Origin of the sequence: Paenibacillus barengoltzii G22 (assembly GCF_000403375.2) — a bacterium.
GTDB classification, from domain to species: Bacteria; Bacillota; Bacilli; order Paenibacillales; family Paenibacillaceae; genus Fontibacillus; species Fontibacillus barengoltzii.
Window position 1 is genome coordinate 284,654 of the sequence record NZ_KE159652.1, and the last position, 12,789, is coordinate 297,442.

General features: G+C 53.7%; 13 protein-coding genes. 9 read left to right on the forward strand and 4 right to left on the reverse strand.

The annotated features are described in order from the left end of the window. The first annotated feature begins 44 nt into the window (after positions 1 to 44). The 4 genes from C812_RS01400 (at position 45) to C812_RS01415 (ending at position 5,089) form a co-directional block, all read left to right on the forward strand. Positions 45 to 884 carry a YwmB family TATA-box binding protein gene (locus C812_RS01400; RefSeq protein ID WP_016310900.1) on the forward strand — a complete coding sequence of 280 codons (840 nt, stop codon included), beginning with the start codon at positions 45 to 47 and terminating at the stop codon, positions 882 to 884. A 30-nt stretch (positions 885 to 914) separates the two neighbouring features. Continuing rightward, positions 915 to 1,664 (forward strand): spermidine synthase, encoded by a 750-nt coding sequence (locus tag C812_RS01405; protein WP_016310901.1) that lies wholly within the window; start codon positions 915 to 917, stop codon positions 1,662 to 1,664. Between the two features lie 130 nt (positions 1,665 to 1,794). Continuing rightward, positions 1,795 to 3,345 (forward strand): glucose-6-phosphate dehydrogenase, encoded by a 1,551-nt coding sequence (gene zwf, locus C812_RS01410; protein WP_016310902.1) that lies wholly within the window; start codon positions 1,795 to 1,797, stop codon positions 3,343 to 3,345. A gap of 160 nt (positions 3,346 to 3,505) precedes the next feature. After that, positions 3,506 to 5,089, forward strand: a complete 1,584-nt coding sequence (locus tag C812_RS01415; RefSeq protein WP_016310903.1) for a peptide chain release factor 3 — start codon at positions 3,506 to 3,508, stop codon at positions 5,087 to 5,089. A gap of 84 nt (positions 5,090 to 5,173) precedes the next feature. On the opposite strand, the gene sspI is transcribed toward C812_RS01415, so the two are convergent. Continuing rightward, the gene (sspI, locus tag C812_RS22725) at positions 5,174 to 5,410 is read right to left on the reverse strand and encodes a small acid-soluble spore protein SspI (RefSeq protein ID WP_009224726.1); all 237 of its coding nucleotides are present in this window, start codon (positions 5,408 to 5,410) and stop codon (positions 5,174 to 5,176) included. 832 nt (positions 5,411 to 6,242) lie between these two features. After that, positions 6,243 to 7,361 (reverse strand): IS110 family RNA-guided transposase, encoded by a 1,119-nt coding sequence (locus C812_RS01425; RefSeq protein ID WP_016310904.1) that lies wholly within the window; start codon positions 7,359 to 7,361, stop codon positions 6,243 to 6,245. 211 nt (positions 7,362 to 7,572) lie between these two features. Between C812_RS01425 and C812_RS01430 the strand changes: the two genes are divergently transcribed. Further along, on the forward strand, positions 7,573 to 8,247 hold the full coding sequence (locus tag C812_RS01430; RefSeq protein WP_016310905.1) for a potassium channel family protein: 675 nt from the start codon (positions 7,573 to 7,575) through the stop codon (positions 8,245 to 8,247). A gap of 60 nt (positions 8,248 to 8,307) precedes the next feature. Further along, complete coding sequence (locus C812_RS01435; protein WP_016310906.1) at positions 8,308 to 9,099, forward strand: TrmH family RNA methyltransferase; 792 nt, start codon at positions 8,308 to 8,310, stop codon at positions 9,097 to 9,099. A gap of 49 nt (positions 9,100 to 9,148) precedes the next feature. On the opposite strand, the gene C812_RS01440 is transcribed toward C812_RS01435, so the two are convergent. Continuing rightward, entirely contained in the window at positions 9,149 to 9,511 is a 363-nt protein-coding gene (locus C812_RS01440; RefSeq protein ID WP_016310907.1) for a hypothetical protein, read from the reverse strand. 141 nt (positions 9,512 to 9,652) lie between these two features. Here C812_RS01440 and C812_RS22155 point away from each other — a divergent pair, with 141 nt between their 5' ends. Together C812_RS22155 and yunB are read left to right on the forward strand one after the other, a co-directional pair. Then, entirely contained in the window at positions 9,653 to 9,802 is a 150-nt protein-coding gene (locus C812_RS22155) for a hypothetical protein (protein ID WP_016310908.1), read from the forward strand. Further along, entirely contained in the window at positions 9,744 to 10,637 is an 894-nt protein-coding gene (yunB, locus tag C812_RS01445) for a sporulation protein YunB (RefSeq protein WP_016310909.1), read from the forward strand. The genes C812_RS22155 and yunB overlap by 59 nt, the downstream gene beginning before the upstream one ends. Positions 10,638 to 10,648: 11 nt before the next feature. Here yunB and C812_RS01450 read toward each other — a convergent pair whose 3' ends face one another. Next, positions 10,649 to 11,710 (reverse strand): M23 family metallopeptidase, encoded by a 1,062-nt coding sequence (locus C812_RS01450; protein ID WP_016310910.1) that lies wholly within the window; start codon positions 11,708 to 11,710, stop codon positions 10,649 to 10,651. Between the two features lie 123 nt (positions 11,711 to 11,833). Here C812_RS01450 and lipA point away from each other — a divergent pair, with 123 nt between their 5' ends. Next, positions 11,834 to 12,772: a lipoyl synthase gene (gene lipA / locus C812_RS01455; protein ID WP_406879087.1), complete on the forward strand. Its 939-nt coding sequence runs from the start codon at positions 11,834 to 11,836 to the stop codon at positions 12,770 to 12,772. The last annotated feature ends 17 nt before the right edge of the window (positions 12,773 to 12,789 follow it).

Consider the following 12,789-nt stretch of genomic DNA (forward strand, 5'->3'; position numbering starts at 1 on the left):
AGATTCAACTCATTGAGTTATTATTCGCAGAGGAGGCGCGTGACATGCAAAACCGCAAGATATGGAGTATCGGGGTGTTGATCCTCGTGTGCGCGATGCTGCTGGTCGGCTTGCAACGGATCCAATCGATCGAGACGAGCGAAATGGCCGAGACGACCGAGCCGGAAGCGGATGCCTTAGATCCACTGAAAAACGCGGAGCAGCAGTTGGACGCGCTGGTTGCGATAGGAGAGGCCGTAACGTCGAATCCATTTCGTATCACCGTAAAATGGCAGGGGGATTGGGACGCGCTGCTCTCCTCAGAGGAAGCGGCGGGGGTATTAGCTACCCGACTGGGGCTGTCGAGTCCAGAGTCGGGAATGGTTCAAGGGAGAACCGTGTATCAGTCACAAGGTCAGATCGAAGGAATTCACGCCGAGCTGGATTTGGTCACGCTGGAAGAGGGCAAGCATTACGCGATGCTTCGACTGGAAGCGGCCGGTGAGGATCCAGCGCTATGGAAGCAACTTCAGGAAGCCCAACGGATGGCAAGGGAATCACTGGCGGATGAAGGCGTTGATCCAAGATGGAATGCAGCGATACAGGGGATGGCCTGGCCTGCATCCGTGAAAGAGGAGGGGGAAGGCTCCGGCGATTCTGTGCTGGCTGCGACGCTTGACCGCTTGGAATCGCAAATCGAGCGATCCGCTAAATTGAAGTTGAAGCAAGTCGAAGCGTTTGGGGACGAAGGAACGGCCAGCCGTACGTATTGGGTGGATTCCTTGCCAATCACTATCCTCAGCGGGGAGCATCACGTGGCGTTGCAGATGGCGGTTCATCGCAACAGCGGCACCGGGATGGATGAGATTACGATCGGTACGCCGCTGCTCACGGTAGAATATTAGAGAGATCATAAAAAGGAGGAACGGAGATTCGTGCAACGTCTGTTGCTGCATCAGCAAAGCTGCTCGGAAATCTTCGTCTATGAAACGGACGAGCTATATGGCGAGCGAGGGACGTTTCGCGTCCTTCAGTTCGCCAGCGAGGCGGTACAAGGCGCGATGGATATGATCCGACCCGAACGGATCATACTAGAATATCCGCGGGCGATGTTGTATTTGCTTCAGCGCCATGTTTCCGATCCCGGACGGGTGTTCATCATCGGTCAAGGCACAGGAACGATCGCCAGCCATTTGAGCGGTTGCGACGTGATTATAGCGGAGATTGATCCGCTGGTGGCGGAAATTAGCCGCCGCTTTTTCGACTATACGGGGGATTCGGTGCGCATCGGGGACGGGCGGACTTTGCTTGAACAAGAGAAGCCCAAATCCCTCGACGGCATTATCGTGGATGCGTTCTCCGAACAGGGAACGCCGAGCCATTTGACGTCGCTTGGTTTTTTTCAGCTGGCGGCGGCAAGACTGGATGAGGAAGGGATCCTGCTGCTCAATCTATTTGGACGTGGGGCAGAGGACGCTTGGATTGCCGCGCTTACTGCCACGTTACGAGAAGTGATGGAGGATGTCCGGGTGTTTACGCTGCCTGCAACGGAGCCTCACGAACCCCGGAACATGCTGATCGCGGGCAGCCGCAAGCCGATCCAGTATCAAGCCCACGGCATGGCCGGATTTGTAGAGGTCGAGCCTCCAGCGGGGTATATCATTTATGACCCTGTGTCATTATAGATAGATGATGGAATCCGTCTGGCGAATGTGCTAAAATGGCATCACATCCCGTGATGCCTTGTAAAGAGATGTCATTGATCGGGAATGAAGTTTAAAAATTACCAATCTTACATAGAAAGAATGAGGAGCTATGGCTGACAATTTCTCACAACCCACAGTTCAGCCCCCAGGGGCGGTATTTTTTATTTTCGGAGCTACCGGAGATTTAGCGCGCCGTAAGCTCTTCCCGGCTATCTATTCCTTGTATCGTGAAGGGAAACTGGCCGAGGATTTCGCCGTCATCGGTGTAGCCCGTCGTCCGCGTACGGACGAAGAATTTAAGGAGGATCTGTATCGGTCAATTGAGGAATTTTGCCGGTACAAGATCGACGACCAGGAGCAGTGGGGGCGCTTTGCGCAGCATTTCTCCTATAAATCGCTCGACATCAATAACGTTGACGGTTATCACGAACTGAGAGAACTGACCGAGTCTGTGGAAGCACGGTTTGGGATTCCCGGAAATCGTCTGTTCTACTTGGCACTGGCACCGGAGCTGTTCGGCAGCGTTTCTTTTAACCTGCAGAAGGGTGGCATGTTAGATACGAGCGGCTGGCACCGGTTGGTAATCGAGAAGCCGTTTGGCTATGATCTGCAGTCTGCTCAGAAGCTGAATGAAGAGCTGAGCCAGGTGTTTAAAGAAGAGGAAATTTACCGGATCGATCACTATCTCGGCAAGGAGATGGTGCAGAACATTGAAGTGATTCGCTTTGCAAATGCGTTCTTCGAACCGCTCTGGAACAACAAGCACATTGCTAATGTGCAAATTACGCTCAGCGAGACGGTTGGCGTGGAAGAACGCGGCGGATATTACGATCATGCTGGTGCGCTCCGTGACATGGGGCAGAACCATATGCTGCAAATGCTCACGATGATCGCCATGGAGCCGCCTAGCCGCTTGTATGCGGAGGACATCCGCGACGAGAAGGTGAAGGTGCTGCGCTCGTTGCGTCCGTATGAGTCGGTGCAAGAAGTGAAGGAGAACGTGGTGCGCGGGCAATATATCGCTGGGGAAGCGAAAGGCAAGAAGCTGCCCGGTTACCGCGAGGAGGACAAGGTTGATCCGAACTCCAATACCGAGACGTATTTTGCGGCCAAAGTGTACGTTGACAATTTCCGTTGGGCCGGCGTGCCGTTCTATATTCGCACCGGGAAGCGGCTTCCGGTCAAAACGACAGAGGTCGTGGTGGAATTTAAGGCGATGCCAACGAATGTCTATCTCGGTCAAAAGCACACGCTGGAGCCGAACCTGCTCGTGATCCGCGTTAATCCGATGGAGGGCATCTACATTAAGATTAATGCCAAGAAGCCAGGCTCGGAATCGCAAATCCAACCGCTCGCGATGGACTTTTGCCAAAGCTGTCTGGTGGGGATCAACTCGCCGGAAGCTTACGAGCGCTTGATCTACGATGCAGCTCAAGGGGATTCGACGTATTTCACCCGTTGGGACGAAGTAGCGGCGGCGTGGGCCTTTGTGGATCGAATTGCTGCGGCTTGGCAGCAAAATCCGTCCGACATCAGTACGTATCCTGCCGGCTCTTGGGGGCCGAAGGAAGCGGACGAGCTGCTGGCGAAAGACGGCTTCCACTGGTGGCCGGTGAACGGCCAAGAGGAAGACAATGTCATTTGGATCAACCCGAACTAATGCTGTGTTGACCGTGAACGATCCAGCTTATGGGCGAATAGAATAGGTTTAGCTGGAAACACCTTCATGTCCTGTCAGGGCGTAAGGTGTTTTTGCTTAACGGAAGGACAAAATATGTTACAATAGAGAACGTGAATTTGTGGACGAGAGGAAAGTGAGCATGAGCAAAGCATTGGACCAAGTGCTGCAGCAGGAAGTGGACAAACGGCGTACGTTTGCAATCATTTCCCACCCGGACGCCGGGAAGACGACGCTGACCGAAAAACTGCTGCTGTTCGGCGGCGCGATTCGCCTCGCCGGATCGGTCAAGGCGCGCAAAGCGAGCAAACACGCGACAAGTGACTGGATGGAAATCGAGAAGCAGCGGGGGATTTCCGTTACTTCTTCCGTCATGCAGTTTGATTATAACGGGCATCGGGTGAACATTTTGGATACGCCGGGCCACCAAGACTTCTCGGAGGATACGTACCGGACGCTGACTGCAGCAGACAGCGCCGTCATGTTGATCGATGTGGCGAAGGGCGTGGAGGCCCAGACGATCAAGCTGTTCCAGGTCTGTGCGAAGCGGGGCATTCCGATTTTCACCTTCATTAACAAGCTGGACCGGGAAGGTCGGAACCCGTTTGAATTGATGGAGGAAATCGAGCAGGTGCTGGGCATTCGCTCCGTGCCGATGAACTGGCCGATTGGGATGGGCCGCGAGCTGTCGGGGGTCTATGACCGGATGAAGAATCAGGTGGAACTGTTCCAAGGAGATGATCACTCCACGATCCAGGTGAAGAAGGTGGAGGGGTATACGGATCCGATGATCCGTGAAATCGCTGGTGAATATCTCCATGACCAGCTGTGCCAGGACCTGGAGCTGTTGGACGTCGCCGGGGACCCGTTTGATTATGAGAAGGTTCGCAACGGTGAATTAACGCCAGTGTTTTTTGGCAGTGCGGTTAATAATTTTGGCGTGCAGACGTTCCTGGAGAACTTCCTGCAGCTGGCTCCTAAGCCAACGCCGCGGCGCAGTACCGAAGGTCTAGTTGAACCTACGAACGAGAAGTTCTCGGGGTACGTGTTCAAAATCCAGGCGAACATGAACCCGGCGCACCGCGACCGGATCGCCTTCCTGCGTATTGTTTCAGGCAAGTTCGAACGCGGCATGACCGTGAAGCATGTGCGGGCGGGCAAGGAGATCAAGCTGTCTCAACCGCAGCAATTCCTGGCTCAAGATCGGGATATCGTCAGCGAAGCGTATCCTGGGGATATTGTTGGGTTGTTTGACCCGGGGATTTTCCGGATTGGGGATTCGCTAAGCCAAGGCAGCGAAATCGTATTTGACGAGCTGCCGACGTTCTCGCCGGAGATTTTCGCCAAGGTGACGGTCAAGAACGCGCTGAAGCATAAGCAATACCAGAAGGGGATCGACCAACTGACTGAGGAGGGCACCATTCAGGTGTTCACCACGGTTGGGTTCGAAGATACACTGCTCGGCGTGGTTGGGCAGCTGCAGTTCGAAGTGTTCGAGTACCGAATGAAAAATGAATACGGCGTGGATGTCCAACTTCAACGGATGCCGTATCAGTTCGCACGCTGGATTGTGGGTGACAAAATCGACCCGTCCAAGTTCCGGATCAATTCCACGCTGGTGAAGGATAAGAAAGGCAACTATGTCGCGCTGTTCGAAAATGAATACGCAATGCGGACGGCGATGGAGAAAAATCCGGACGCGAAGTTCCTGGAGACCGCACCTTAAGATTTGAAGGTCCGACGCCTTTCAGACAGAGGAGGAAAGACCGCCCTGGGATAGGGCGGTCTTTTTGGGTTGTAGCGGGCAGTTCTATTTCAATGGTTTGAGGCTAGCCTGATCCACTTGCTGCTTGAGCACGGATACCAGTTCATTCTGTTTGGACGTATCGATATGCTTCCAGATCGTTTCGAAGACGACGCCAAGACCCGGCAGTGCAGCTTCCTGAGCGTCGATCGATCCCTCGATCATCTCCCGCAGCCCTTGCTCGTCTTTGCCATGAATTTTGTGCATAATCGCTTGACGCAGGTCGAGTGTAATGGATGGCACGTAGTTTCCCTCCTTGAAATATGTGACTTGCCCGGTGTTAATTTGCCCGATTGAACCGGGGAAAATGCGCGGATACGGGGAAAGGTAAATCGTTCGTGCCGTGGTCTGAACGTGGAGTGAACGTGATCTGGACATGGTCTGCGTGCAAATGTGATCTGGACGTGGTCTGCATGTGATGTGCGTGTGATCTGCATGCGATCTACGTGTGATCTGCATTCGATGTGCAAGCGATCTGTATGTGATCTTAACGTGCTCGTGATGTAACGGACCGTAACGACGTTATTTGTTCATTTCCCGGATATTTCCCGTTGTAACGGACTACAGGGCTCTTATTGGGCTCTTTTGGCGAGGATTACACTGGTTTGGTCTGAAATAAGGTCTTCTCGGTCCGTAAGAATCAGAGATATGGGCTAAGCTAATAAATAACGCCTCTGGTGTCCGTTGCTATGAACGTTTTTGTCAAGCCCTCAGTTTAAACCTTGCCTGAGCACGTGGCGCGAGAGCAAAAATGCGAGCGACGGTCGGCACGCTGCTATCCGTGGGTTGGTTACCACATGTTATGCCTTCGTCAAGGAGAGCTTTTGCAAGCTAGAAACGCACGTTCAGTCCCTTCCGAAACTTAGTGCAAACGGACAACGCAATTTCTCTCCCAAACCTTCGTTTGCTCCCGGGCCTCGTGCTCAGGCGTGAGCTTGTCAAGCGTCTTCCTTGACAAGCGGGTAGTTACAAATCAACACTTTTGCAATTCCTCATCGAAGATGAGGAACGCCACACGGCGAGTGTGGGGGTGCAGGGGGCAAGGTCCCCTGCGTCCTTCATCATCGAAAAGCTGTTAGGATGCGGCGGGCTGTTCCACGGTTCGGGCAACAGCCCATACAAACCCAATCAGTTCCCTGGCCACCGCACCGACGGCCACATTCTTGTGTTTGTTCTTTCCAAACACAAGATGGCGGTATTTGGAATGCAGTCTTTCTTGGGCCTTCCAGGACAACAGTTGTACGTCGGCCGGCATGCCATCTAGTCGTTTGGCGAGATCGCCCTTCACGGCAGGACGATGACGGTAACTCCAAGCGGACTCCACTAAAGTCCGGCGCAAGCGGCCGTTTCCGGCTTTGGTCATGCTGCCTCGACGAGTACTTAGGCCCGTGGAATACTCACGAGGGACCAGTCCCAAGTACGCCATCAGTTGGGCTGGGGAGCGAAAACGCGCAAAGGTTCCGATTTCAGCCGCAAGGGTGATGGCTGTGAGCAATCCAATCCCGCGTAAGGACTGAAGAACTTGAATTAGCGAAGCCTTGGAGCCGGTCGCCGCTTGCTCTACCAGTGCTTTTTCTAGGCGACCCATGCGCTGCTCGATCTCATTCAAAGCATGAAGCATCTCATCGAAGGCCACCTGCATGGGCTCGTACGGGAATACCAGTTGCCCCAGCCAGACGCGATACTTCTTCGTCCAGCGACGCTTGATTGTGGCCGGTGGCTCTATCTGGTGACGGAGCAAGAACTTCAAGACCCGCTGACGAGCCCGGTGGGCATCTTCCTTGGCAGCTTCACGGGCGCGAACCAATTCCCGTAGAGCCTCATCTTCCCGTTCGGGGACGTAAACGGGAGCGAGCTCTCCTGCACGATACAAACGCGCGAGTTGCTCGGCATCCCGTCGATCTGTTTTCACTTGGTCGCCGGGGCGTTTGGGAATGAGCGATGGAGCAATGACGACACAGTGGGCCCCCATGGAGGTGATCCAGCGATAGGTTTCGTAACCTGTGGGTCCTGCCTCGTAGCAAAACGATAGCGTTTCGGCCGCTCCCAGCTCTTTGATAAGCTTGCGTAACGCTGCCGGTGTGTGGGGAATGGTTCCGTAATAGCGTGGAGCTTCCCCGCTCACATCTGCAATCGCAACCGAAATTTTTTCTTTGGATACATCTAAACCGACGAATTTTGTGGTAGACTGCATAGTATCAGCTCTCCTTTGCTATGTAGCTCTGAAATGGTTTGGGTTAATCACTATCCATTTTAACCTACGAGATGTAGCAATTTGGAGGGCTGTCTTTGTTTTACGTTCATCTTAGCTAGCATTTCTGAGTGCATCTAGGCTGTCTTCGTCCATGCTCCTTCCAGGATTGTGGTATACTAAATCGGATGGATAAAATATGGGTGGTGAGAGCATGGCAAATGCAGCTAAAAAACAGTTTGCCGTGATCGGTATGGGCCGTTTTGGGTTAAGTGTGGCAACCTCACTTAGCAGCATGGGCTTTGACGTTCTGGCGATCGATGCGGATGAACATCATACGCAGGCCGTGGCGAATCAGGTCACGCACGCGGTAACCGCGGATTCCACCGATGAAGATGCGCTGCGCGCACTGGGAATTCGAAATTTTGACGTCGTTGTTGTAGCGATTGGTGAAGATATTCAGGCCAGCATTTTAACCACGCTGATCCTCAAAGACATGGGCGGGCCGCTCATTGTGGTGAAGGCGCAAAATGAATTGCATGGCAAAGTGTTGCAGAAAATTGGGGCCGATAAGGTCATTTTCCCGGAACGGGATATGGGGCTGCGGGTGGCGCATCATCTAACCTCCCCGAACGTCTTGGATTATATCGAGTTGTCCGATGAGTACAGCATTGTGGAGATGCGCGTCAGCTCGGAGATGGTTGGCAAGAATCTGAAGGAGCTGGATATTCGCGCTCGGTTTGGCTGTAACGTGATGGCGATTAAGCGGGGCAGCAAAATGAACATCTCCCCGGCGGCAACGGTTCCGTTGACGGAGGAGGACGTGCTCGTCATCGTTGGCGAGAAGGGGGATTTAACGAAGCTGGAGCTGGCTTATGCTGAGGAATAAGACAAGCCGTGCTTCGTGGGCGACGGATCATTTTTGAAACCAGGGTAAGGATGGAAAAACATGGAAATCTTGTCTGCACAGAATCCCCGCGTCAAGGAATGGGCGGGGCTGCTTGAGAAGAAAAATCGGGACAAGCAGGGGAAATATCTGATTGAGGGCATTCACCTCGTGCAGGAGGCACTTGAGGCGCGGGCGGACGTGGAGTGCGTCTGCTACGATATCGAGGGCGGCATCCCAGCCGAACTGCAGGAGGCCGCATCCGCAGGGCTGGACGTCCATTGGATCGGCGTGTCCGCCGCCGTGATCGCCAAGTGCAGCGATACGAAGTCGCCGCAGCCGGTGTTCGCGGTCGTCCGCAAGGACCGCGGGACGGTCGCTCCGCTCCTGGCGAAGGAGCGGAGCTTGGTGGTCGTGCTCGACGGTGTGCAGGATCCCGGCAACGTCGGCACGATCATCCGCAGCGCCGATGCGGTCGCGGCGGATGGGGTCATCGTCGGCGCTGGCTGCGCCGACATCTACGGGCCCAAGGTGCTGCGCGCCACCATGGGCTCGCTGTTCCACCTGCCGGTCGTGCATGCCGACCTGGCAGAGGTGCTGCCGCAGGCGAAGCAGCGGGGTATCCGGCTGGCCGGCACCAGCCTGCAGGCGGCGGCGAACTGCTTCGCCTACGATTTCACGCAGCCCGTGTGGCTGCTCTTCGGCAGCGAGGGCGGTGGCCTGAGCCCGACCGTCCGCGAGCTGATGGACGACGGGCTGCTGATTCCGATGCGCGGCCAGGCCGAATCGCTGAACGTGGCCATGGCCGCCTCGGTGCTGCTGTATGAGGCGATGCGGCAGCGATATTATCGCTAGCGCGAAAAAATCAAACCCCGAACCAGAATGTCCGGTTCGGGGTTTTTATTTACGTAAAGCCCTTGATAGCCAGCTTGGAGCCGAGAGCTTTTTTGTTTAGTTCCAGGTCCTTCATATAGTTATTAATTTTGGAGTCGAGTTGTTCGATCAGGTACCTGCGGATCTCCTCGATATGCTCTTCTTGACAGAAAGCGGAAACCGCCAGGGTCCCATCGCAATAATGTTTGGTTTCATGAACGGCGATATTCAGCTTCTCTTTATACAGACGTTTGACTGCTCCCGGTCCTGTGATGGGTTTGATTTCGTAATAACGATTTGTTTCCACAAGCAGCTTCCATGGCATGACTCTCGATGCCAGTTGATCTTTCCTTAATTCAATGGTGACTTGGTACAGCGTTTTTAAGCTGTTCATGATGCAGGTCCCCTTGTATATTTATACACTATGATGAATATTATAGCATGGTTCATTTCAGCTTTGAAGTTAAGTTTCATGACAAAAATTTAATCCTAAAGAACTATACGAAATTGATCTCAAAAAATCAAGGGCAAAACCATGAAAGTGTTCCTTTTCATTTCCATTCGTGCGTCCTTCTTTTTTGCCCCTGTCCCGCATAACTTTGTAGAAGAAGCAGGGGTGATAGAACATGCGGATACGACGACGACGACGCGGATGGCGAAGCCGAACCAGGCGGCCAAAGCATAGACGGACGATATGGATCGTTCTTGTGCTCGTCACGGTGATCGGCCTGCTGCAATTTGTACAGTATGTCGAACGCCGGATGACGGGGCCTATCATTCATCTGGCGCAAATTCGAGTCAAGCAAATCGCGACAGAATCCATTAATGACGCCATCACCGCGCAAGTCGCTAATCAACAACAGGTCGAAGAATTGATCGATTGGAAGATGGACGATAACGGGAAAATCACCGGGTTTATGCTCAACTACTCCGCCCACATGAAGGTAACGTCTGAAACGATTCAAACGGTGCGGCATACGCTGGTGGAAGTCGCCCGGCTATCGGAGTCCATCCCGCTGGGGCAGGCTCTCGGCAGTCCGATTCTGGCTTCCTTTGGTCCCAGTATTCCAATCAAGATCGAGCCCAAAGGGGATGTAAAGGTTGATCTGAATACACGGCAACAAGATGCCGGGATTAACATGATTCTTGTCGAAGTGTACCTTCGGGTAAAAACGGAGCTGGCCGTCGTCGTCCCGTTTGACATGGAGTCACAGACGGTCGAAACGGAAATCCCGGTATCCTATTTGCTCGTGGTTGGAGATGTGCCGATGTACTACTATGACAGTAAAGGTAACCCGGTGGGTGAAGGCCAAGCCAATGCACCTAACATTGCGCTTCCGGTGCTGCCCAGCGAGAAGGATCCCACTGAGCCGCGAACCAAGGATAAAGGAAATCTGTCAGATGGAACTGGAGGAACGGGGAATTCCAATTCCGCTGGAAATCCAGAGGCCGGGAACAACGGTTCGAGCACGGAGGAATCCCCCCACTCAGAAACAACCGATACGGGGGAACATGAATAAAAGGGCGCCGACTATTTGGTCGCCCTTTTATTTTTTTTGGAGCGTTCCGCTTGTTCCCATTTCTTCAGCAGTGGGTATGGATCAAATGCCCATTCCGTGCTTCCCGTATCCCGATAGATCCCGTAATGCAAATGCGGCGGGAATTTCCCCGACGTTCCCGGCGGGCCGTAGCCGCTGCTGCCCACCCAGCCGATCGTTTGTCCAGGTTCGACGAAATGACCGACCTCGATTCCTTTCTCATAACCTTGCAGATGTGCATAGTAGTGGTAACGGTTCTGGATATCCCGGATGCCGATGCGCCACCCCCCGTAGGGGTTCCACCCTTTCGTTTCTACAATCCCGTAGCAAACGCTGCGTACTGTGACGCCCATCGGGGCAAAGATATCCGTTCCCTCATGGATTCGGAGACCGCCCCAGCCGCGCCGATCTCCCCAAGTGTCGCGATAGGTATAGGAGCTGCGCAGCGGAAGCGGAAAGGCGCTGTCCGATAAGTCCAGCTTGCCCCAGTGTTTGTACATTTTCGCGAATTGGCGAATCCGTTCGACCGCAGCATCATGTTGATAGTAACGCCATAAGGCGATGCGAAAATCATCTTCTGTATAGCCGAAGCTGGTTAAATAAGATGCCAAGGTGTACAAGGCGTCCCGATCGTTTGTCGGGTCGGCTGCGCCATCTGCGGTGGCATCCTTCCCAACGCCGCCAAACAGTTCGATGGTGGCCGGATTTCGGTCCTCAGGATCGGGATTGAGCGGCCCGGACCAGAACGCTTCCTTGAAGCGAAAACCGGTTACGCGCTGCACTTGCTGTTGCTGTTGCTGTTCCTTACGCGGTGTGATGGTGCGTTCATATTGATCCACAGCCGCAAGCCAATACCAGGGAACACTCGTCAACAACTCCATCTCTTCGTACAAGGTGCGTCGTTGCTGGAATACGCTGACTACCTGCTTCTCTGTTGTTCCTGGAGCGTTCGCCTCTGCAGCTCCTATGCCTAAGATCGGCCCAAATGAGGTAATCAGCATCACACAGGCGATGCACCAGGCCGCTTTGCCGCGGGCAAACCGTTGAGACTTCAAGGCAAGTATTCCTCCTTCGCCTTTATTTTGCACGCGATTCGTGACCCTCTTAGAGTGAGGCAAATGCTGTTTTTTTATTCCATTTACGAAGTAGGTTTTTCCAGCGGATTCATGATATAATAAATGGCGCTACAGCTTAAATCACAAGAAGGAAGGTCTTGCGCTTTGGCTAAACAAATCCAGGAACCGAAACCGGATTGGATTCGTATCAAATTGACGACAGGTGACAACTATCAAGACATCAAGCAGATGATGCGCTCTAAAACTTTACATACCGTATGCGAAGAGGCGCGTTGTCCAAATATATATGAGTGCTGGGCCAACCGGACGGCAACGTTTATGATTTTGGGCGATATTTGTACACGGGCATGCCGCTTCTGTGCGGTGAATACGGGGATGCCAACGGAGCTCGATTTACAGGAGCCACAGCGCGTGGCGGAAGCAGCAGAGCAGATGAATTTGCGCCACTGCGTCGTGACCAGCGTAGCCCGGGATGATTTGAAGGACGGCGGGGCAAGCATTTTTGCCGGGACGATTAAAGCGATCCGGGAACGCTTGCCGTTCTGCAGCGTCGAAGTGCTGATCCCAGACTTTCAGGGGGATGCGGATGCGCTACGGATCGTGATGGATGCGAAGCCGGATATTCTGAACCATAACATCGAAACGGTAGAACGGTTATCTGACCGCGTTCGTGCGAAGGCGAAATACCGTCGCTCCTTGGAGCTGCTCCGTCGAGCGAAGGAAATGCAGCCGGAGATCCCAACGAAGTCCAGCATTATGCTGGGTGTTGGGGAAGAGTGGGATGAGATCTTGCAAGCGATGGACGATCTGCGGGCCGTGGACTGCGATATTTTGACGATCGGACAATATTTGCAGCCAACTCCGCAACATCTGCGCGTTGAGAAGTATTATAAGCCTGAGCAATTTGCAGCGCTGAAGGAAGAGGGCATGAAGCGCGGCTTCAGCCACGTGGAATCCGGTCCGCTCGTGCGCAGCTCGTATCATGCGCATGAACAGGTCCAATCGGCCAAGAAACAAGCCGGCGCACCTGTTTCGCCGTAAACCGGAAGGAGGATGGA